Source organism: Agromyces larvae, from assembly GCF_022811705.1.
GTDB lineage: Bacteria > Actinomycetota > Actinomycetes > Actinomycetales > Microbacteriaceae > Agromyces > Agromyces larvae.
The window spans coordinates 1,651,873-1,671,857 of record NZ_CP094528.1 but is presented as its reverse complement, the minus strand read 5'-3'; the positions used below and the strand labels follow the sequence as shown (position 1 = coordinate 1,671,857).

Sequence of the window (19,985 nt, the reverse complement as noted above, 5' to 3'; positions counted from 1 at the left end):
TACTGTACCGCACGTGCGGTACAGTAAATGCCGGGTTCGTGAGGTGTCGCGCCCCAGGGGAGCCCGCACCGCTCAGACGTCGTCGCGACCGGCCGACGCCACGGCTGCGAACAGCGCCGCCAGCGGCGGCGGGACCCGGTCGAGCGGCACCGCCTCGGCGAGCAGCCGGGCGTACCGCAGCTTGTTGCCGCTGCGCCCGCCGAAGAAGCGGGCGAGCTGCACCTCGATCGACCGCTCGCGCAGCGCGGGCTGGCGCTGCAGCGTGCGGAACGAGTCGAGCTCGCCCTGCTCGCGGACCACCGCGAGCGTGCCGTCGACGCCGAGCGCCCGCACGAACTCCGCCTCGAGGTCGGGATCGCACACGAACACCGGGTCGATCACCGATTCGAAATCACGGCGCTCGCCGGCGTCGACGAGTCCGATGAGGCGCGCACCGGGGTGCGCCGCGATCGCACGCCGCGCGTTCTTCGAGCCGCCGATCGCCACGACCGGCGGCAGATCGACGCCGAGCCGGGCCGCCAGCATCTCGACGGCGATGCGGTCGCTGTCACCCTCGACGAGGACGATCGGGCCCGAGGCATCCGTCATGCTCGGATCCTAGGCGTGCGCCATCGTCCGCGCCCGTGCAAGACTCACGGAACTCGCGACACAAGCAGGGTGTGACGACCGCGAGCACCGCAGCAGATGCCGACATGACCGAGGGGGCCCGGATGCCCGAGGAGCCCGCCCGGCCGGGCGCCGCCGCCGGCGACGACCTCTCGTGGTTCACCGCGGTCGTCCGCGAGCACTCGACCGCGCTGGTGCGCTACTTCGCGCGGCGCGGTCCGCGGCAGGACGCCGACGACCTCGCGGCCGACGTGTTCGCGACCGCCTGGCGCCGGCGCGACGACGTGCCGCGCGACGCCGTGCTGCCCTGGCTCTACCGCACCGCCGGGTTCACCCTCGCGAACCACCGCCGCAAGCTCGTCGACCTGCCGGTCGGCGACGTGCCCGAGGCATCCGCGCACCGCGTCGAGGGCGACCCCGAGCTCAGCGCGCTGTTCGACGCCGAACTGCGCGGCGCGCTCGCGAGCGTCGGCGAGCGCGACCGTCGCATCCTGCTGCTGCACGCGTGGGAGGGCCTCGACGGCGAGGAGCTCGCGCAGGTGCTCGGCATCTCGCGCTCCGGGGCGGATGCCGCGCTCTCACGCGCCCGCAAGCGCCTCCGCGAGGCGTGGGGCGAGCGGCTGACGTTCTGACGGCCGCCGGTGCAAGGTTCGCGCCGCCCGGCACATATCCGAGAGTGAACCCGCATCCGGCAGCCCACCACGGAAGGTGATCACCATGCGCGACGACCACGACGACCTCGACCCCGTCGAGCGGCTCCGCGCCGCCGACCCCGCGGCCGGCGTCGAGCCCCGTGACGGCTTCGTCGACGACGTCGTCGCATCGGTCGCCGCTCCGGCCGGTGACCGGGCATCCGGGGCATCCGACTCTTCCGAGGCATCCGACCAGGCCGCGCCCCCGGTCGCAGACCTCGCGACCGAACGCGCGCGACGCCGCCCGCGCTGGGTCGCGATCGCCGGCGTCGCCGCCGCGATCGCGGTGGTCGGCGCGGTCAGCTACGGCGTCGGCGCCGCCACCGGCGGGCAGCCGGCGCCGGTCGCCGCACCGCCGATCACCCTCGGGGGCGGTGCCACCCAGGAGCTGTCGATGGGCGGCGCACCCGTCGACAGCGCGATCGGCGGGGCAAAACTCTCACCGCGCGACGCGATGATGTACCCCGGCTGGTCGGGTCGCAACAGCTTCCACGCGTCGGGGCTGTCGACCGACGCGGGCACCGCGGCCGGTTACGGCTACGACGCCCGGTCGAGGTCGAACGCGGAGACCGTGGGCGCGCTCGCCGCGGCGCTCGGGCTCGGCGGCACCGCCGAGATCTCGTCGGGCGCGTGGGCGGTCGGCCCGAACGACGGCACCGGCCCGACCCTGACCGTCGGGCTCGATGGCACGCTGAACTTCTCCTACTACAACCCGAACGTGGATCCCTGGGTGTGCGACGACACCCCCGACGTGCCGTGCACCCCGACCGGCGAAGTGCCCGCCGAGCAGGCGGCGATCGACGTGCTCCGCTCGCTCATCGCAGCGACCGGAGCCGACCCCGACTCCTACCGGTACGAAGCGCCGACCTTCGAAGGCGCCGTCACCCGCAGCGCACAGGCGTGGCCGCTGCTCGACGGACAGCGGCTCGACCAGGCGTGGTGGCTCGAACTCACCGACGAGGGCGTGTACAGCGCATCGGGCTCGCTGGCCGAGCTGGTGCTGCTCGGCGACTACCCGATCGTGAGCGAGCAGGAGGCGTTCGAGCGGTTGAGCGACCCGCGGTTCGGCGCGCAGGCGGGCATCATGCCGCTGGCCGCCGGCGCTCGAGTCGACGCCGCGGTGGGCGTCCAGGTCAGCCCGGATGCCACGGCGACCTGGGAACCGCCCACCGAACCCCCGGCCGTGCCCGATGCCGGAGTCGCCGTGTCCTGGCCGGTGAACCGGGTCGAGATCGTCGAGGCGCAGCTCGGGTTCGCCACGCAGTGGCAACCCGACGGGAGCGTGCTCGTGGTGCCCGCCTACACGTTCACCGACGCCGACGGCGGCACCTGGTCGGTCATCGCGGTCGCCGACGCGTCGCTCGACTTCGCGACGGAGTAGGCGCCGGGCTCAGGCCCGGGCGCCGGGGCGACGGCCGGGCTCAGGCGTCGCCGAGCTCCGACGCGAGGCGCGGCTCGGTGCGGTACTGCGGGCGGAGACCGGCCTTGTCGGCGTAGAACGCACGGATCGCATCCATGTCGGCCGGCACGTCGCCGGTGAGCTCGAGCGTCGGCCCGAGGCCGGTCGTCATCGTGGTGCGGTCGACGTAGCCGAGGGTGACCGGCATGCCCGTCTCACGGGCGATGCGGTAGAAGCCGCTCTTCCAGTGCGCGTTCGCGCCGCGGGTGCCGTCGGGCGTGACGACGAGGCTGAACACCTCGCCCGCGTGGATCCGCGCGACCACCTCGGCCACGACGCGTCCCGGGTCGGCGCGGTCGACCGGAATGCCGCCGAGCCGGTGCATCAGCGGCCCCCGCCAGCCCGCGAACAGGCTCTTCTTGCCGAGCCAGCGGATGTCGATGCCGAGCCGCCAGGCGATGCCCAGCATGAGCACGAAGTCCCAGTTCGACGTGTGCGGCGCACCGAGCAGCACCGTCGGGCGGGTCGGCCCGGGCTCGGTGACGAGGGTCCACCGGCTGCACGCCCAGTAGACGCGTGACAGGAACCGGGTGACCATCCGGCAACCGTACGCGAGACGGCATGCCGGGGTGGGCATATCGATCACCGGTGGCACGCGTCGGAGGTCCGTGCGAGGCTGGGGGCATGCCCGAGTCGCCCGAGGTGCAGGCACTCGCCGACGCGCTCGGCGAACGGCTCGCGGGTCGTGCGCTCACCGGGGTCGACGTCGTCGAGTTCCGTGTCGTGAAGACGCGCACCCGCCCGCCCGACGGGCTGGTCGGTCAGCACATCGAGCGCGTCTCGCGCTTCGGCAAGCTGGTCGATCTGGGTTTCAGCAGCGGGGCGCACCTGGTCGTCTCGCTCGGCCGGCACGGCTGGGCGCGGTTCGGCGACGGCGCGAGCACCTCGACGGATGCTCCGGCCGCAGCCGAGCCGCCCATGCTCGCCTCGCTCGCCTTCGACGACGGCGGCGCGGTCGAGCTGACCGATGCCGGCGGCTGGGTCTCGCTCGGGTGCTGGGTGGTCGACGCGCCGCGCGACGTACCGGCGATCGCCAAGCTCGGGCCCGACCCCGCCGACCCGTCGTTCTCACGTGCCGACTTCGATCGGGCGTTCGCCGGTCGACGCAAGCAGGTCAAGGCCGTGCTGCAAGAACAGGAGTCGCTGGCCGGCATCGGCAACGCGTACTCCGACGAGATCCTCTTCGTCGCCCGGCTGTCGCCCGTCGCGCACGCGGCGAGCCTCGACGACGCCGAACTCGACCGGCTGTTCGCGGCCACGGTCGACGTGGTGCGCGGCGCGATCGACGCGCGGCGCGGCATCCCGATCGACCGCCTGAAGCAGGCGAAAGTCGACGCGATGCTCGTGCACGGGCGCACCGGCGAACCGTGCCCCGGATGCGGCGGCGTGGTGCAGGACTTCTCCTTCGCGAGCACGACCGCGCAGTACTGCCCGCAGTGCCAGACCGGCGGCGAGCTCCTGCCGCTCAAGGGCTGACCGTCGGCGCCTCCGCACGGTCGGTAGGGTCGACCGGTGACCACTCGCATCCTCCTCGTCCGCCACGCCGAAACGGATTGGAACGTCGCGGGCCGCATCCAGGGCCGCACCGACACGCCGCTGAACGAGACGGGTCGCGCGCAGGCGCTCGCCGTCGCACGCACCATCGCGGCGTCGGCCGAGGCATCGCGCATCGTGCGCGTGGTGTCGAGTCCGTTCGCGCGGGCCGCCGACACGGCCCGACCGATCGCCGACGCCCTCGGGCTGGCCGAGGTGGACGTCGACGACGACCTCGGCGAGCAGGCGTTCGGCATCGCCGAGGGCATGACCTGGGACGATGCGCACGCGCGCTGGCCCGACGGCATTCCCGGCGTCGAGACCCGGCCCCAGGTCGTGGAGCGCACGACGCAAGCGCTGCGCCGCTGCGTCGCACCCGACGCCACGACCGTCGTCGTCACGCACGGCGGCGTCGTCAACGCGATCAACTTCGTGCTGTCGCCGACGCCCGCCGACTCCCCGGGCAGAGCGGGCAACGTGTCCGTGCACGCCGTCGAACTCACCGACCAGGGGCTGCGTCGCGCCGCGCCCGCCGACCTCGCGCCCGAGGCATCCGAGCAGGTCGCCTGAGGCCGGGTCGGGCCGGCCCGGTCAGGCGCGCAGCCGCTCGGCGAGCGCCGCGTCGTCGGGCAGGAACCAGATGTGGTCGCCCCGGTTCGACTCGCGCACCCAGTCGCGCAGGGCTCGGCTCGCGGCCTCGTGCGCGGTGATGTCGCCCACCACGACGAGGCGCAGCCGGTAATTCACGAACTTCTGCGCGACCGTGCCGGCGAGACCCGACGCGAGATCGAAGAACCGCGGATCGAGGCGCGCGACGGGCACCGCCACCGTGTCGCACCGGTTCGCCCAGGCATCGCCGATGAGGTCGTTCGTGTCGTCGGAGCTCGACATCAGCGGCCCGTCGGGGTCGAGGTGGAGCACTCGGTCACGGACGGAGCGTTCGATCGGCATGCGGCAACGCTAGCGGGCCGCCGACGCGGCCGCATCACGCTGCCGCGCCCGGGCTCGGCCGCGCTGACGGAAGGTAGCCTCGACGTCGGGGGTGACGATGGATCTCGGTGCGAAGTTCCTCACGACCCGATGGGCGGTGCGCGCGCCCATTCCGCTGTTCAAGGCGGGCTTCGGGTTCCTCTTCGGCGGCAGGCTGCTGCTGCTCGTCCACCGGGGGCGCGTGTCGGGCGAGCCGAGGTACGCGGTGCTCGAGACCGTCGACCGCGAGGCGCCCGACCGCATCCTGATCGCCTCGGGGTTCGGCCCGCACGCGGCGTGGTACCGCAACCTGCGCTCCGAACCGCGGTGCGCGGTGAGCATCGGGTTCCGCACCAGGGTTCCCGCGCGCGCCGAACTGCTCGACGCCGCCGAGAGCCGGGCGGTGCTCGATCGCTACGCCGCCGAACACCCCGAGGCGTGGCGCATGCTGCGGCGTTCGATCTCGGAGGCGACCGGCGTGCAGGATCCGGTCATCCCGATGGTGCGGTTGCACCTGACCGAGCGGGCCTCGGCCGGTGCGCGCCGTGCGGCGACCTCACCCGCCTGACCGCGCGAGCGGCGCCGGCGCCAGCACGCCGTCGACGAGCCGTTCGAGCAGGTCGAGCCCGTCGGGCGACAGCACCGATTCCAGGTGGCCCTGGACGGATGCGACGGATGTTCCGCGCAGTGCGACGACCGCGCCCGTCGACGGGTCGGCCGCGACCTCGAGGTCGAGTTCGGGCGTGATCGACCGGTCGGGTGCGACCGCGGTGAACGTGTTGTAGAAGCCGACGGCGGCCGGTTCGCCGAACACGTCGATCTGCAACTGGAGCCCCTGGCGCGGTGCGGGCAGCGGCTCGAGCGGCAGGCCGGCGAGGTCGGCGAGCAGCTGATGGCTGAGGCAGACGGCGAGCATCGGGCGCCGCTGCACCAGGCGCGCGGCGACGAGCTCGCGCAGACGCGCGATCCGCGGATCGGCCGCATTGCGCGGGTCGCCGGGACCCGGGCCGAAGACCACGAGATCGTCGGATGCCTCGACGGGCGCCTCGTGCCACGGCACCACGCGGGCGTCGAGGCCGAGGTGCCGCAGCTGGTGCGCGAGCATCGTGGTGAAGTCGTCGCCCGCGTCGATCACGAGTGCCGAGCACCCCCGCGGCGAGCGGGCGTGCTGCGGGGTGCTCCAGAACGGAGCGAGCATGCGATTGCGGTCGGCGAGCAGGGCGGCCGCGCGCGGGTCGTCGGTCGCCCCGGCGGCGAGGGCGCCGATGGGCGCGCCCGAGGCATCCGACCGGGGGATCGCCCCGATCGCACCGAGCACGCCGGCCGCCTTCGCATGGGTCTCGGCGACCTCGCCGTCGGGATCGGAGTGGCGCACGAGCGTCGCGCCGACCGGCACCCGCACCCGCCCGGCGTCGTCGAGGTACGCCGTGCGGATCAGGATCGGCGCGTCGAGGTCGTACCCCGACGGCGAGGCCGGGGCCGGCGTGAAGCGGGCCATTACGCCCGCGTAGTAGCCGCGGCCGGTTGGCTCGTGGCGCGCGATGACGGTGCACGCGTTGCCCATCGGCGAGCCCGTGACGGTCGGCGCGAACATCGTGCGTCGCAGCACCTCGCGCGGATCCAGGCCGGTCGTGCCCTCGAGCAGGTACTCGGTGTGCGTGAGCCGAGACATCCGCTTCAGAAAGGGCCCGCGCATCCGCCCGCCGTCGGGGCAGACCGCGCTCATCATCTTCAGCTCCTCGTCGACGACCATGACGAGTTCCTCGCGCTCCTTCACGTCGCCGAGGAACGCGACCAGATCATCGGCGGATGCTCCGCCCGCCGCGTGCCGGAAGGTGCCGCTGATCGGATTCATCGCGACCACGCCGCCGATCGACGACACGTGCCGCTCGGGCGTCGCGCCGACCGCCGACAGGCCCGGCGTGTGGACGGCGAAGGTCCAGTACGCGCCGCGCTCGTGCTCGAGCAGTTCGCGCATCCACGCGAGCACCGCGTGGGCGGGTCGCGTCGACGTCGACCCGGTGAACTCGCGGCGGATCACGAAGTTCGCGCCCTCGCCGCGCCCGATCTCGTCGTCGATCACGCGACGCACGACCTCGGCGTAGGCGTCGTCGGCGACGTCGACCCCGAGGTCGGCGACCGCGGGCGGCGTCGCCGGCAGCAGCGCGACGGCCAGGTCGATCGGCACCCGCTCACGTTCGCGCACCACGAGGCAGCGCAGCGGCGCGTCGTCGTCGTGGGCGTCGAAGCCGCGCTCGCGCACCTGGCGGAACGGCACGAGCGCGAGCACCTCGTCGCCGTCGAGCGGGATGTCGGCGAGCCGGTCGACGTCGACGACGTCGCCGTGCAGTACGTCGAGGTGCGGGTCGGTTTCGCGGTGCAGCAGCGCGAACGCGGGCGCGGGCCGATCGCCCGCCGCCTCGGTCACGAGTCGGTGGAGCAGTCGAGTCATGGGGTCCTCCGGGGTCGTGCCCTCGGACCTCGCCCCGGAAACGCGAGACGACCGCCCTCGGGCGGTCGTCGATTCGTCGAAACGCGCTGGCCGCCTACGAGGCGGGCCACCAGGAGCGGGTCGACGGAGTGTGCATGCCGGGCAGCCTAGCGCACCGGCGGCCGGCCCCGCATGCCCGCCGCCGGTCGGGCAACGCCGTCGCGGGTTGGCGCGATCGCGACGACCGATGGCAGCCGCGGGCGAGGCGCCGCGTTCCGCGCGGTGGCACGGTGGAACGCACCCGACAGGACGGAGGAGACCGGATGCCCCGTGTCGTCATCGTGCCCGGCATCGGCGGTTCGGGCGCCGACCATTGGCAGACCCGCTGGCAGGCGTTCCACGGCGACTGGGTGCGCATCCGCCCCGGCTCCTGGGACGAGCCGCGACTCGACGACTGGCTGCGCGCGATCGACGCGACGTCGCCGCACACCGGGACCGTCTTCGTCGCGCACTCGATGGGATGCCTCGCGGTCGCCGAGTGGCTGACGAGACATCCGTCCGCCGCGGCGGGTGCGTTCCTGGTCGCCGTGCCCGACCCCGACGGGCCCGCGTACCCGGCCGCCGCGGCCGAGTTCGGGGAGCCCCGCGACCCGCTCGGCGTGCCGGCCCTCGTCGTCGCGAGCAGCGACGACCCGTATGCGTCGTTCTCGTCGGCCGAGCGGGTCGCGCTCCGGTGGGGGGCCGAGCTGTGGGCGGTCGGCCCGCACGGCCACCTCAACGCCGCGAGCGATCTCGGGAACTGGTCGGCCGGCCTCGAACGATTCGACGCGTTCGCCGCGAGCCTCGGAGCGGCGGTGACGTAGCGCTCGGCTCGGGAACGCTGGCCGATGCCGGCGCCGGATGCCACGATGGAATCGTGCCCGAGATGCCCGAGGTCCAGGCGCTCGTCGACTTCCTCGGCGAGCACGCCGTCGGACGCGCCATCGCGTCGGTGCGGTTCGCGTCGATCTCGGCGCTGAAGACCTTCGACCCGCCGGTCTCATCGCTCGAGGGGGCGGCCGTCGAGCGCGTGCAGCGGCACGGCAAGTTCCTCGACCTGGCGACGCCGGCCGGTCATCTCGTCTTCCACCTCGCTCGCGCCGGATGGCTGCGCTGGTACGACCAGGTGCCGACCGCGCCGGTGAAGCCGGGCCGCTCGCCGCTCGCGATGCGGCTGCGGTTCGACGACGGCACCGGGTTCGACCTCACCGAGGCCGGCACGAAGAAGTCGCTCGCGGTGTACGTCGTGCGCGAAGCATCCGAGGTGCCCGGCATCGCCCGGCTCGGACCCGACCCGACCGCGCCCGACTTCACCCTCGACGACTTCGCCGCGATCCTCGCCGGCCGGCGCACCCAGGTGAAGGGGCTGCTGCGCGACCAGTCGGTCTTCGCCGGCATCGGCAACGCGTACTCCGACGAGATCCTGCACGCGGCGCGCATGTCGCCCTACGCGCTCGCCGCGAAGCTCGCGCCCGAACAGGTCGACGTGCTCTACCGCGCGATGCGCGACACGCTCGCCGAAGCGCGGGCCGCGGCCGCCGGTCGCCCGCCCGCCGACCTGAAGGACGCGAAGCGGCGGGGCATGCAGGTGCACGGGCGCACCGGTGAGGCCTGCCCGGTCTGCGGTGACACGGTGCGCCAGGTGATCTTCGCCGACTCGACCTTCCAGTACTGCCCGACGTGTCAGACCGGCGGCAAGCCGCTCGCCGACCGGGTGCTCTCGCGGTTGGTCAAGTAGCGCGTTCGCGCAGCACGGCGACGACCTCGTCGTCCGGCGTCTGCCCGAAGTCGACGTAGTGCATGCCGACCGCCATGAACGAGTCGGGCTGTTCGAGGCACACGACCTCGTCGGCCTCGCGCAGCCCGGCGATCACCTCGGGCGGCCCGACCGGCACCGCCAGCACGACCTCGGACGCGCCGAGCTCACGCGCGATACGGCACGCGACCCGCGCCGTCGCGCCCGTCGCGACCCCGTCGTCGACCACGATCGCGGTGCGGCCCGCGAGATCGACGGCCGGACGGCCCCCGCGGAACCGACCCACGCGGGCCTCGACCTCGGCGCGCTCGCGCACCTCGATACGGCGCCGTTCGCTCGCGCCCACCCCCGACGAGCGCACCACGTCGTCGTTCCAGACGACCGCGTCGCCCTCGCCGACCGCGCCCATCGCCACCTCGGGCTGCCGCGGCAGGCCGAGTTTGCGCACCACCAGCACGTCGAGCGGGGCATCCAGCGCCGCGGCGACCTCGTCGGCGACCGGCACACCGCCGCGGGGCAGGCCGAGCACGACCGGATGCCTCGGGGCGAAGCCCCGCAACGCGTCGGCGAGCTGCCGGCCCGCCTCGCGCCGATCGCGGAATCGGTCGCCCCGCCGGTGCCCGTCGCCGGGCCGCACCTGGGCACGGTTCATCGGCGTCGTCCGTCTCGACGGGCGATGCACGACCACTGCGGAACGCATGACATGGCGGCGGCGGGCGGACGCGAGAGGCACCCGTCTCGGAGTGTATGACGCCGCGGGTGGGAAAGTCGAGGCGGTTTCGCGTACACTGACTGCACCCTCCCCCTGGACGGGGGAACCCGTTCAGGTGCCGGCCCGCCCCTCCCCCCTTGGGCCGCACAGTAGGGAGTGCTCTGTGGGTCGGCATAGCGTCGAAGCGTTGGCGAAGAAGCCGGTACGTCCCCTTGTCGTCTCCGCCGTCGCGGCGGTCGCCGTCATCGGCGTGGTCTCCACCGGTGCCTTCCTGTGGGCCGGCGGCCACCTCAACCCCCTGTTCGCCTCGGCCGAAGACGGGTGCGGCGAGTCCGAAACCCTCGTCGTCGTCGCCGACATCTCCGTCGCGCCCGTGGTGAAAGACCTCGCCGAGGTGTTCGACGCCTCCCGCGACGGCTGCGTGGAGACCGAGGTGCGCGCACAGGAGGCGGCCGACACGGCAGCGCTCGTCGCCGGCGGCGGCCTCGATGCCGACATCTGGATCCCCGACTCCAGTGTCTGGCTCGACCGCGCCGCGGCCACCGCGCAGTCGCTCGGCCGCAACGCCCCGCCGATGAAGTCGAAGGGGTCGATCGCGACCTCGCCGATCGTCTTCGCGGCGGCGGCCTCCCAGACCGAGCAGATCGCGTCCGAGCCGGTCACGTGGGCGCGCGTGCTCGGCGGCAGCCTGCAGGCGCTGCTGCCCGACCCCGAAGCGTCGGCGGCCAGCCTCGCCGGGCTGCTCGCGCTCAAGTCGAAGAGCTCGCCCGACGACCCGCGCCAGTTCGCCGGCGCGATGATCGCGCTGGGCAAGACGATCCCCGCGTCGACCGGCGCCGCGTTCAGCTCGCTGTCGTCGAGCTCCGAGCCCACCGTCGTCATCTCGAGCGAGCGGCTCGTGGCCGAGTACAACCTGAAGAACGCCGGCGAACCGCTGTCGGCCGCCTACCCCGTCGACGGGAGCGTCGCGCTCGACTACCCGTACATCGCGCTCGGCGAGCTGAAGGGCACCCGCGCGAAGCTCATCGGCGCGTTCGAGGGCACGCTGCGGCACAACCCGAAGGCGTTCCGATCGGCCGGGTTCCGCGCCCTGGACGGCACGGGCGAGCTCACGATCGCCGGCCTGTCGGCGACCCCGCCGACGCCGGCGGCCGGTCTCGACGGCGCCGCGCAGGTCGAGATCCTGCGGCAGTGGGGCGTGCTCACGCTGCGCTCGCGCATCCTCACCGTCATCGACGTCTCGGGTTCGATGGAAGAACCGGCCGACAACGGGCTGCGGCGCATCGACGTGTTCCAGCAGGCGGCGGTCGGCGCGATGCAGAAGTTCTCGGGCGAGGTCGAGATGGGCGTCTGGCTGTTCTCCACCCAGCGCAACGGCGACCTCGACTACGAAGACGTCGTGCCCATCGGCCCCCTCGCCGACGCCGACCACACCCAGCAGATCGCGGGCGTGATCGCATCGCTGCCCGAGCGTCTCGGCGGAGCGACCGGCCTGTACGACACCACGCTCGCCGCCGTGCAGCGCGTGCGCGACACGTACGACCCCGACAAGATCAACTCGGTGCTCATCATCACCGACGGCCGCAACGAAGACGAGAACGGCATCGATCTCGACACCCTGCTGGCCGAGCTCGCGAAGATCGCCGACGAGAAGCAGCCGGTGCCGGTCATCATGATCGGGTTCGGTCCCGACACCGACATGGACGCGATGAACCGCATCGCCAAGTCGACGGGCGGGGCCGCCTACTCGGCGTTCCACCCCGAAGACCTCGGCATCGTGCTGGTCGACGCGCTGTCGCAGCGCAGCTGCCGCCCGAACTGCTGATCGTCAGGAGCGGAGAAGAGGCCCGCCGGGCGACCATTCGGTCGACCCGGCGGGCCTCTCATCGTTCGTGAGACGGGTCAGTGCGCCGGCACACCCTCCGGGACATCCGCCGGGCGTCGCACGAACGCCGCACCCGCGATGGCTGCGAGCGAGACGATCGCACCGATCAGGAACGCACCGCGAACACCGGATGCCTCGGCCTCGACGCCGCTCGCACCGCCCGCCGCGGCCGCGACCTGATGCGCGGTCAGCACGGTGATGAACACCGCCGTGCCCGCGGCACCCGCGACCTGCTGCACGGTGCCCACGATCGCCGACGCGTGCGAGTAGAAGCGGGGCTCGACCGAGCCGAGCGCGGTCGTGAACAGCGGCGTGAACATGAACGCCAGCGACACCGAGAGCGCCACGTGGAGGAGGAGCACGATCCACGGCTGCGTCTGCGTGCCCACCAGCGTGAGCGCCCAGAGCACCGCGCTCACCCCGATCGCGCCGGGCAGCAGCAGCGGGCGCGGTCCGACGCGGTCGTACAGTCGCCCGACCGTCGGACCGAGCAGACCCATCGCCAGCCCGCCGGGCAGCAGCATCAGGCCGGTCGCGAGCGGCTCGAGCTGGAGCACGTTGCGAAGGTAGATCGGCAGCACGATGATCGTGCCGAACAGCGCGCCCATCATCACGACCATGAGCGACACCGACACCGCGAAGTTGCCCGAACGGAAGGTGCGCAGATCCAGCAGCGCCCGGTCGCGGCGCTGCAGCACGAGCTGTCGCACGATGAACGCGGCGATGCCCACCGCGCCGACGCCGAACGAGATCCACAGCGGCAGGTTCGACCCGCCGACCGCGGCCTCGCCGCCGACGAGGCTGAGGCCGTAGACGAGTCCGCCGAAGCCGAACGCCGACAGCACGACCGAGAACACGTCGATCGGCGTGCGGCGCGTCTCGCTCACGTTCTCGACGCGACGCGCACCGATCACGAGCATGGCGACGGCGATCGGCAGCACGAGCCAGAACATGAACCGCCACGAGAGGTAGTTCAGGATGAGCCCCGAGATGGTCGGACCGATGGCGGGGGCGACCGACATCACGATCGACACGCGACCCATGAACCGGCCGCGGTCGGCGGGGGCGACGACCGTCATCAGGGTGGTCATGAGCAGCGGCATCATGATCGCGGTGCCGGCGGCCTGCACGATGCGCCCGCCGAGCAGCACCTCGAAGCCCGGCGCGAGCGCGGCCAGCAGGGTGCCCGCCGAGAACAGCCCCATCGCGGTGATGAAGATCGGCCGGGTCGGGAACCGCTGCAGCAGGAACCCCGTGATCGGGATCACGATGGCCATCGTCAGCATGAAGCCCGTGGTCAGCCATTGCCCGGCGGTGAGCGAGATGCCGAGGTCGACGACGAGCGACGGGATGGCGACGCCCATGATGGTCTCGTTCAGGAACACCACGAAGGTCGCGGCGAGCAGCAACCAGATGACGCGCGTGTTCGACGCACCGTGCGCGGGCTGCTGGGCGCGGACGGCCGCGTCCTCCGCGGCCGGGGTCGGGGAAGCGGCGGACGTGTCGATCTCAGGGAAGGCGCGTTCGGTCACGAACAAGGTCAAGCCGGGCGCGGGGGAGCGCTATTCCCGATTCGTCGGATGCATCGGAACGCATCGAGTTGCGCACCGGAAGCGGCGTCAGCCGGCCGCGATGCCCCGCACGGCGGCGACGGCGCGGGCGACCGCGTCCGCGGCATCCTCGATGTCGTCGGCCGTGGTGTCGGCGCCCAGCGTGAACCGCACCGCCGTCTGCGCGACCTCGGGTGCGACGCCCATCGCGGTGAGCACGTGCGACGGCTCGTCGCTGCCCGCGGCGCACGCCGACCCGCTCGAGCAGATCACGCCCTCGCGTTCGAGCTCGAGCAGCACCGCCTCGCCCGCGGTGCCGGGGAAGACGAACGACACGCTGCCCGGCAGGCGCGTCGCGCCGACGCTGTCGGTGGTCGCGCCGCCGGGTTCCGGCGCCGCACCGGTCAGCACGGCCCCGGGCACCTCGTCGGTCACCCGGGCGACGAGCCGCGCCGCGAGCGCCGCGGCGCGGGGCGAGACATCCGACCGCTCGGCCTCGGCGAGCCCGAGCGCGGTGGCGAACCCGACCGCGCCGGCCACGTTCTCCGTACCCGAGCGACGCCCGCGCTCCTGCCCGCCGCCGTGCAGCACGGGCTCGAGCGGCAGCCGCCCCCGCACGATGAGCGCACCCGTGCCCTTCGGCGCGCCGACCTTGTGCCCGGCGAGCGACAGCGCGTCCGCGCCCAGCTCGTCGAGCGACAGCGGCAGCCACCCGGCGGCCTGCACCGCGTCGGTGTGCAGCAGCGTGCCCGACTCGTGGGCGATGCGGGCCAGGTCGGCGACCGGCTGCACCGTGCCCACCTCGTTGTTCGCCAGCTGCACCGACACCAGCGTCGTGTCGGGGCGGACGACCCGCCGCAGCGCCTCGGGCGTCACCCGACCACGCTCGTCGACCTCGACGAACGACACCTCGAAGCCGTGCAGCCGCGCGAGCGCGTCGGCGGCCTCGAGCACCGCCTCATGCTCGATCGGCGAGACGACCACGTGCCGGCCGCGCGGCGACGCGAGCGCGAGCCCCTTCACCGCGAGATTGTCGGCCTCGGTGCCGCCGCTCGTGAACACCACGTCGCCCGGGCGCACGCCCGCGACCGCCGCGACCCGCTCGCGAGCCCACGCGAGCGCCCGAGCCGCTTCGTCGCCGAGGCGGTGCCGGCTCGACGGATTGCCGAACGCCCCGTCGAACGAGCCGGCGAGGTACGGCCACATCGCCTCCAGCGCCTCGCGGCGCACCGGGGTGGTCGCCGCGTGGTCGAGGAAGACGACGCGCTCGCGGCCACCGGGAGCCTGCGCGCTCATGGCGCGGCCGTCTCCACGACGACATCGAGCCCGAGGTCGAGCGAACGCACCGAGTGCGTGAGCGCACCGACCGAGATCACGTCCACCCCGGTCGCAGCGATGTCGGCGACCGTGTCGAGGTTCACCCCGCCCGACGCCTCGACGACCGCGCGCCCGCCGATCAGGGCGACGCCCGTGCGCAGGTCGTCGAGCGAGAAGTTGTCGAGCATCACGGTCTGCGCACCGCCCGCGAGCACCGGCTCGATCTGATCGACCCGGTCGACCTCGACCTCGAGGTGCGCGGTGTGGGGCATCCGGTCGCGCGCCGCGCGCAGCGCGGTCGCCAGGTCGGCGCCGCCCGCCGTCAGGATCGCGAGGTGATTGTCCTTCGCCATCACCGCGTCCGACAGGCTGCGACGGTGGTTGCGCCCGCCGCCGTCGCGCACCGCCTGCCGCTCGAGGCTGCGCAGCCCCGGCGTGGTCTTCCGGGTGTCGACGATGCGCGCGCGCGTGCCCTCTACCGCGGCGACGTACCGGGCCGTGAGCGTCGCGATGCCGCTCATCCGCTGCAGCAGGTTGAGCCCCACGCGCTCGGCGCGCAGAATGCCCCGGGCCGGCCCCGCCACGCGGGCCAGCACCTGCCCCGCCTCGAACCGGTCGCCGTCGGCCGCCAGTGCGGCGACCTCGATGCGCGGGTCGACCAGCCGGAACGCGGCCGCGAACACCTCGATGCCGCTCAGCACCCCCGCCTCACGGGCGACGAGGTCGGCCGTCGCGGTCGCGTCGACCGGGATCAGCGTCTCGCCGGTGAGATCGCCCCAGGGCGCATCCTCATCGAGCGCGGCGGTGACGATGCGGTCGATGTCGCGGGTGTCGGTCATGCTGGGTGCTCCGGTCGATCGGCGGTCGTGCTCGAGGGCGCATCATCGTCGAGCGCGGCGGTGACGATGCGGTCGATGTCGCGGGTGTCGGTCATGCTGGGTGCTCCGGTCGATCGGGTGCTGGGGTATCGGTCATCAGGCGGCCTCCTCGGCGGGCAGGGTGTCGGAACGGAAGTGCGCGCCCACGCTCTCGCGCCGTGCGATCGCGGCGGCCACGGTGAGCCGGGCGAGGTCGAGCAGGTTGCGGTCTTCCGCGGTGCGTCGGTCGACCGGCTCGGGCGCGTGCCAGGCCGCGAGCCGGCCGGATGCCTCGGCGAGACCGTCGGCGTCGCGCACGAGCCCGACCCGCTCCCACATGAGCTGCTGCAGCTCGCCGCGGTGGAACTCGTCGTTCGCGACGTAGGAGATCCGGCGCGACACGCCGTCCGCGGTGGGGGTGTACCCGGCGTGTCGCGATGACGTTCCTACGCCGGCGTCCGCCGCCCACGGGCCCCCACGGGTGATCGCCGCGGCCGCCCGCTCGGCGAAGACCGCCGCCTCGAGCAGCGAGTTCGACGCGAGCCGGTTCGCTCCGTGCACGCCGGTGCGGGCGCACTCGCCCACGGCATACAGCCCGGGCAGGCTCGAGCGGCCGTGCAGGTCGGTCGCGATGCCGCCCATCGCGTAGTGCGCTGCGGGCGTGATCGGCACCGGGGCATCCGACCAGTCGTACCCGGCCGCGCGCACCGACGCGTCGATGCCCGGGAACCGCCGTGCGAGGAACTCGCGCCCGAGCGCGGTCGCATCGAGGAAGACCGGCTGCCCGCCCTGGGCGGCCATCGCCGCCCACACCCCGCGGGCGACCACGTCGCGGGGCGCGAGCTCGGCTCGCGGATCGAGCCCGGTCATGAACCGGATGCCACGGGCGTCGCGCAGCACCGCGCCCTCGCCGCGCACCGCCTCGGAGATGAGCGGCGTGCCGGGGGCGGCCAGCGCGGTGGGGTGGAACTGGGTGAACTCGAGGTCGGCGACCTCCGCGCCGGCGCGCCACGCGGCCGCCACGCCGTCGCCCGTCGCGACCACCGGGTTCGTCGTATGCCGGTAGAGGCATCCACTGCCGCCGGTGGCGAGCACGACGGCGTCGGCACGCCGTTCGACGAGCGAGCCGTCGCGCTCGAGGATCGTGGCCCCGACGACTCGGCCCGCGTCGATGACGAGGTCGACGAGCATCGCGCCCTCGACGATCGCGACCGCACGACGGCGCACCGTGGCGACCAGCGCCGTCTCGATCGCCGCGCCGGTCGCGTCGCCGCCGGCGTGCACGATGCGGGCCCGCGAGTGCGCCGCTTCGAGCCCGCGGGCGAGCCCGTCGTCGCCGCGGTCGAACCCGACGCCGAACCGGATCAGGTCGCGCACCCGGGCCGCGCCCTCGTCGACGAGCACCCGCACGGCGGCGGGGTCGGCCAGGCCGGCGCCGGCCTCGATCGTGTCGGCGAAGTGCCGGTCGGTCGAGTCGTCGGGGAACAGCGCCGCGGCGATGCCGCCCTGGGCATATCTCGTCGAGCCCTCGGCGAGCTCGGCCTTCGTGACGAGCTCGACCTCGCAGCCGGCGTCGGCCGCGCGCACCGCCGTCCACAGACCCGCGATGCCGCCGCCGACGACGAGGACCCGCGTCATGTCAGGCTCCGGTACCGGTTGCGCCGGCGTCGTTCGGACGCGATTCGGCGGTCGCCGGCTCGACCGGACGCCGAATCGCGTCCGATCGACGGGTGGACGGCACGGGTGCGGGCCCGACGGAGGCGGGCGGCTTCGCCGCGAGCATCCGCTCGAGTGCGAGGCGCGCGGGCTCGGCGACCGAGTCGGCCACCTGGATGCGGTTCACGATGCGCCCGGCGACGAGCTCTTCGAGCACCCACGCGAGGTACCCGGGGTGGATGCGGTACATCGTCGAGCAGGGGCAGACCACCGGGTCGAGGCAGAAGATCGTGTGCTCGGGGTGCTCGGCGGCGAGCCGCTGCACCAGGTTGATCTCGGTGCCGATCGCGAAGGTCGTTCCGGCGGGCGCGGCGGCGATCGCCTTCACGATGAAGTCGGTCGAGCCGGCGGCGTCGGCCGCGTCGACGACGGGCATCGGGCACTCGGGGTGCACGATCACCTGCACGCCGGGGTGGTCGCGCCGAGCCGCCTCGATCTGCTCGACGGTGAACCGCTTGTGCACCGAGCAGAACCCGTGCCAGAGGATGACCCGGGCATCGGCGAGCTCGGCGGCCGAGGACCCGCCGAGCGGCTTGCGCGGGTTCCACATCGGCATCAGCTCCAGCGGCACGCCCATCGCCTTCGCGGTGTTGCGCCCGAGATGCTGGTCGGGGAAGAACAGCACCCGCTGCCCCTGCTCGAACGCTCGCTCGAGCACCGTGCGCGCGTTCGACGAGGTGCACACGATGCCGCCGTGCCGGCCGACGAAGCCCTTGAGCGCGGCCGACGAGTTCATGTACGTGACCGGGATGACCGGCACTCGCCCGTCGGCGTCGACGGCGTCGAGGTCGCCGTACACCTCGGCGAGCTGCTCCCAGCACTCTTCGACGCTGGACTCGTCGGCCATGTCGGCCATGGAGCATCCGGCGGCGAGGTTCGGCAGGATGACGGCCTGCTCGGGCCGCGACAGCAGGTCGGCGGTCTCGGCCATGAAGTGCACGCCGCAGAACACGATCGCCTCGGCGTCGGGCCGGGTGAGGGCCGCGTTCGCGAGCTGGAACGAGTCGCCCACGAAGTCGGCGTGCTGGACGACTTCGTCGCGCTGGTAGAAGTGGCCGAGCACGACGACGCGGTCGCCGAGCGTCGCCTTCGCGGCGCGGATGCGCTCGTGCAGTTCGTCGTTCGTCGCGGTGCGGTACTCGGCGGGCAGGGCGCCCTGGCGCGGGGCGCCCGCGGGGATGACGTCGCCCATCGAGGCGCCGGGGCCGTACCCGGACGGGCCGAGATCGAAGGTCCACGGCCCGTCGGCGAGCTCGGGCGCGCAGGTCGAGCCGGTCTGCTTCCCGGTGGAGATGAGCCGGATGCTCCGGTCGACGGATGCTCCGAGGCGCACGTCGGCGGCGGCGCGGCCGTCGGCGTGATCGGCGGCGGGGCCGGCGGTGGCGGGATCGGTGAGCGTCATGACTGCTTCCTCAGGTGCGGTGCGATGGGGACTCGGAACAACCCGTTGGCGCCGGCGTCGGCCGGCTCGGCGGGGCGGTACAGCTTGGGCGGGCGGTGGGGGGTGCCGGTGCGCACTTCGCCGGTCTCGACGAGGGCGCCGGATGCTTCGACGGTGCGACGGAAGTTCGCGGGGTCGAGCGGGCGGCGCAGCACGGTCTCGTACACCTCGCGCAGTTCGGCGAGCGTGAACGTCTCGTCGAGGAACGCGTGCGCGATCTGCGAGTACCCGAGCTTCGTGCGCAGCCGCGCGAGCGCGTACTCGACGATCAGGTTGTGGTCGAAGGCGAGCGGGGGCAGGGAGTCGGGGTCGAACCAGCGCACGTTCGGGTCGTCGATCGCGCCGGTCGTCTCTTCGGGCCGCACGAGCGCCCAGTACACGACCGACACGACGCGTTCGCCGGGGGAGCGGTCGGGGGACCCGAAGGTGTAGAGCTGTTCGAGGTACGCCGGCGTGACGCCGGTCGTCTCTTCGAGGGTTCGGGCGGCGGCGGTCTCGAGGGCTTCGCCGGCGCCGAGCCATCCGCCGGGAAGCGCCCAGCGGTCCTTGCCGGGCCCGCGCAGGCGGCGCACGAGGGGGATCCACAGCGACCGGGGCCCGGATGCCTCGTGCTCGACGCCGTCGGGCGTGACCCCCGGCTCGAGCGCGAAGATCACGGTCGACACGGCGAGCCGTGCGTCGGAACCGGGCGGTCGTGACATCCGTGCGTCCTTCCTCGTCGGTCCTGGCCTTCTGGTCAAATTGACTCGAAGTGCGGGAACCAGCTTACAGTCAGTTTGACCAGAACGCGAATCGCGGGACGCGCGGCGACCCGTCGGCTAGGATCGACCCGAGAACCGAATACCGGGCCATCGACGCGTCGCGGGAGAGCCGGCAGCCAGCACCAGCGGCCCAGCCGGCACCGAAGGAGCAAGCCTCCCCGCCAATCTCTCAGGTCGTATCACCGCGACGACGAGGCCGCTCTGAAAAGCGGGCGACGCATCGCGTCGCCCCGCCCACGGTGAAAGCCCCCGAACGATCGG

General features: G+C 73.4%; 19 protein-coding genes and 1 riboswitch. Of the genes, 8 read left to right on the top strand and 11 right to left on the bottom strand.

Features of this window, described 5'->3' with window-relative positions:
• Positions 1-72: 72 nt before the first annotated feature.
• Complete coding sequence (locus MTO99_RS07910) at positions 73-588, bottom strand: ATP-dependent endonuclease (protein ID WP_243558259.1); 516 nt, start codon at positions 586-588, stop codon at positions 73-75.
• A 122-nt stretch (positions 589-710) separates the two neighbouring features.
• Between MTO99_RS07910 and MTO99_RS07905 the strand changes: the two genes are divergently transcribed.
• Entirely contained in the window at positions 711-1,238 is a 528-nt protein-coding gene (locus MTO99_RS07905; protein ID WP_243558258.1) for an RNA polymerase sigma factor, read from the top strand.
• Between the two features lie 85 nt (positions 1,239-1,323).
• Positions 1,324-2,679, top strand: coding sequence for a hypothetical protein (locus MTO99_RS07900; RefSeq protein WP_243558257.1), 1,356 nt, complete (start codon positions 1,324-1,326; stop codon positions 2,677-2,679).
• Between the two features lie 40 nt (positions 2,680-2,719).
• On the opposite strand, the gene MTO99_RS07895 is transcribed toward MTO99_RS07900, so the two are convergent.
• Positions 2,720-3,295, bottom strand: a complete 576-nt coding sequence (locus tag MTO99_RS07895) for a 1-acyl-sn-glycerol-3-phosphate acyltransferase (RefSeq protein ID WP_243558256.1) — start codon at positions 3,293-3,295, stop codon at positions 2,720-2,722.
• Between the two features lie 86 nt (positions 3,296-3,381).
• On the opposite strand from MTO99_RS07895, the gene MTO99_RS07890 reads away from it, so the two are divergent.
• Together MTO99_RS07890 and MTO99_RS07885 are read left to right on the top strand one after the other, a co-directional pair.
• Positions 3,382-4,233 (top strand): DNA-formamidopyrimidine glycosylase family protein, encoded by an 852-nt coding sequence (locus MTO99_RS07890; protein ID WP_243558255.1) that lies wholly within the window; start codon positions 3,382-3,384, stop codon positions 4,231-4,233.
• A 36-nt stretch (positions 4,234-4,269) separates the two neighbouring features.
• Entirely contained in the window at positions 4,270-4,860 is a 591-nt protein-coding gene (locus tag MTO99_RS07885) for a histidine phosphatase family protein (RefSeq protein WP_243558254.1), read from the top strand.
• A gap of 21 nt (positions 4,861-4,881) precedes the next feature.
• Here MTO99_RS07885 and MTO99_RS07880 read toward each other — a convergent pair whose 3' ends face one another.
• Positions 4,882-5,241, bottom strand: coding sequence for a DUF4180 domain-containing protein (locus MTO99_RS07880; protein ID WP_243558253.1), 360 nt, complete (start codon positions 5,239-5,241; stop codon positions 4,882-4,884).
• A 97-nt stretch (positions 5,242-5,338) separates the two neighbouring features.
• Between MTO99_RS07880 and MTO99_RS07875 the strand changes: the two genes are divergently transcribed.
• Positions 5,339-5,827 (top strand): nitroreductase family deazaflavin-dependent oxidoreductase, encoded by a 489-nt coding sequence (locus tag MTO99_RS07875; RefSeq protein WP_243558252.1) that lies wholly within the window; start codon positions 5,339-5,341, stop codon positions 5,825-5,827.
• Here MTO99_RS07875 and MTO99_RS07870 read toward each other — a convergent pair.
• Positions 5,816-7,711 carry an anthranilate synthase family protein gene (locus MTO99_RS07870; protein ID WP_243558251.1) on the bottom strand — a complete coding sequence of 632 codons (1,896 nt, stop codon included), beginning with the start codon at positions 7,709-7,711 and terminating at the stop codon, positions 5,816-5,818. The two genes, MTO99_RS07875 and MTO99_RS07870, sit on opposite strands and share 12 nt — an antisense overlap.
• 302 nt (positions 7,712-8,013) lie before the next feature.
• Here MTO99_RS07870 and MTO99_RS07865 point away from each other — a divergent pair, with 302 nt between their 5' ends.
• Both MTO99_RS07865 and MTO99_RS07860 read left to right on the top strand, forming a co-directional pair.
• Positions 8,014-8,553, top strand: a complete 540-nt coding sequence (locus MTO99_RS07865) for an RBBP9/YdeN family alpha/beta hydrolase (protein ID WP_243558250.1) — start codon at positions 8,014-8,016, stop codon at positions 8,551-8,553.
• A gap of 53 nt (positions 8,554-8,606) precedes the next feature.
• Positions 8,607-9,467, top strand: a complete 861-nt coding sequence (locus tag MTO99_RS07860; RefSeq protein WP_243558249.1) for an Fpg/Nei family DNA glycosylase — start codon at positions 8,607-8,609, stop codon at positions 9,465-9,467.
• On the opposite strand, the gene MTO99_RS07855 is transcribed toward MTO99_RS07860, so the two are convergent.
• Positions 9,460-10,137 carry a phosphoribosyltransferase gene (locus MTO99_RS07855; RefSeq protein WP_243558248.1) on the bottom strand — a complete coding sequence of 226 codons (678 nt, stop codon included), beginning with the start codon at positions 10,135-10,137 and terminating at the stop codon, positions 9,460-9,462. The two genes, MTO99_RS07860 and MTO99_RS07855, sit on opposite strands and share 8 nt — an antisense overlap.
• A gap of 247 nt (positions 10,138-10,384) precedes the next feature.
• Between MTO99_RS07855 and MTO99_RS07850 the strand changes: the two genes are divergently transcribed.
• Positions 10,385-12,022 (top strand): substrate-binding domain-containing protein, encoded by a 1,638-nt coding sequence (locus MTO99_RS07850; protein WP_243558247.1) that lies wholly within the window; start codon positions 10,385-10,387, stop codon positions 12,020-12,022.
• Positions 12,023-12,099: 77 nt separating this feature from the next.
• Here MTO99_RS07850 and MTO99_RS07845 read toward each other — a convergent pair whose 3' ends face one another.
• The 6 genes from MTO99_RS07845 to MTO99_RS07820 form a co-directional block, all read right to left on the bottom strand.
• Positions 12,100-13,614, bottom strand: a complete 1,515-nt coding sequence (locus MTO99_RS07845; RefSeq protein WP_243558246.1) for an MDR family MFS transporter — start codon at positions 13,612-13,614, stop codon at positions 12,100-12,102.
• A gap of 87 nt (positions 13,615-13,701) precedes the next feature.
• The gene (locus tag MTO99_RS07840) at positions 13,702-14,928 is read right to left on the bottom strand and encodes a cysteine desulfurase family protein (protein ID WP_243558245.1); all 1,227 of its coding nucleotides are present in this window, start codon (positions 14,926-14,928) and stop codon (positions 13,702-13,704) included.
• Complete coding sequence (gene nadC / locus MTO99_RS07835) at positions 14,925-15,788, bottom strand: carboxylating nicotinate-nucleotide diphosphorylase (protein ID WP_243558244.1); 864 nt, start codon at positions 15,786-15,788, stop codon at positions 14,925-14,927. The genes MTO99_RS07840 and nadC overlap by 4 nt, the downstream gene beginning before the upstream one ends.
• A 135-nt stretch (positions 15,789-15,923) precedes the next feature.
• The gene (nadB, locus tag MTO99_RS07830; RefSeq protein ID WP_243558243.1) at positions 15,924-17,444 is read right to left on the bottom strand and encodes an L-aspartate oxidase; all 1,521 of its coding nucleotides are present in this window, start codon (positions 17,442-17,444) and stop codon (positions 15,924-15,926) included.
• 1 nt (position 17,445) lies between these two features.
• Complete coding sequence (gene nadA, locus MTO99_RS07825) at positions 17,446-18,924, bottom strand: quinolinate synthase NadA (RefSeq protein ID WP_243558242.1); 1,479 nt, start codon at positions 18,922-18,924, stop codon at positions 17,446-17,448.
• Positions 18,921-19,664: an NUDIX hydrolase gene (locus MTO99_RS07820; RefSeq protein WP_243558241.1), complete on the bottom strand. Its 744-nt coding sequence runs from the start codon at positions 19,662-19,664 to the stop codon at positions 18,921-18,923. Before MTO99_RS07820 ends, nadA begins: the two co-directional genes overlap by 4 nt.
• A 151-nt stretch (positions 19,665-19,815) precedes the next feature.
• Positions 19,816-19,919: riboswitch (glycine riboswitch) on the top strand.
• Positions 19,920-19,985 lie beyond the last annotated feature (66 nt).

Excerpts from the sequence above, each read along its gene's own strand:
- MTO99_RS07910 (WP_243558259.1), bottom strand. The coding sequence starts at position 588 with ATGACGGATGCCTCGGGCCCGATCGTCCTCGTCGAGGGTGACAGCGAC.
- MTO99_RS07905 (WP_243558258.1), top strand. The coding sequence starts at position 711 with ATGCCCGAGGAGCCCGCCCGGCCGGGCGCCGCCGCCGGCGACGACCTC.
- MTO99_RS07900 (WP_243558257.1), top strand. The coding sequence starts at position 1,324 with ATGCGCGACGACCACGACGACCTCGACCCCGTCGAGCGGCTCCGCGCC.
- MTO99_RS07895 (WP_243558256.1), bottom strand. The coding sequence starts at position 3,295 with ATGGTCACCCGGTTCCTGTCACGCGTCTACTGGGCGTGCAGCCGGTGG.
- MTO99_RS07890 (WP_243558255.1), top strand. The coding sequence starts at position 3,382 with ATGCCCGAGTCGCCCGAGGTGCAGGCACTCGCCGACGCGCTCGGCGAA.
- MTO99_RS07880 (WP_243558253.1), bottom strand. The coding sequence starts at position 5,241 with ATGCCGATCGAACGCTCCGTCCGTGACCGAGTGCTCCACCTCGACCCC.
- MTO99_RS07875 (WP_243558252.1), top strand. The coding sequence starts at position 5,339 with ATGGATCTCGGTGCGAAGTTCCTCACGACCCGATGGGCGGTGCGCGCG.
- MTO99_RS07870 (WP_243558251.1), bottom strand. The coding sequence starts at position 7,711 with ATGACTCGACTGCTCCACCGACTCGTGACCGAGGCGGCGGGCGATCGG.
- MTO99_RS07865 (WP_243558250.1), top strand. The coding sequence starts at position 8,014 with ATGCCCCGTGTCGTCATCGTGCCCGGCATCGGCGGTTCGGGCGCCGAC.
- MTO99_RS07855 (WP_243558248.1), bottom strand. The coding sequence starts at position 10,137 with ATGAACCGTGCCCAGGTGCGGCCCGGCGACGGGCACCGGCGGGGCGAC.
- MTO99_RS07840 (WP_243558245.1), bottom strand. The coding sequence starts at position 14,928 with ATGAGCGCGCAGGCTCCCGGTGGCCGCGAGCGCGTCGTCTTCCTCGAC.
- nadC (WP_243558244.1), bottom strand. The coding sequence starts at position 15,788 with ATGACCGACACCCGCGACATCGACCGCATCGTCACCGCCGCGCTCGAT.
- nadB (WP_243558243.1), bottom strand. The coding sequence starts at position 17,444 with ATGACGCGGGTCCTCGTCGTCGGCGGCGGCATCGCGGGTCTGTGGACG.
- nadA (WP_243558242.1), bottom strand. The coding sequence starts at position 18,924 with ATGACGCTCACCGATCCCGCCACCGCCGGCCCCGCCGCCGATCACGCC.
- MTO99_RS07820 (WP_243558241.1), bottom strand. The coding sequence starts at position 19,664 with ATGTCACGACCGCCCGGTTCCGACGCACGGCTCGCCGTGTCGACCGTG.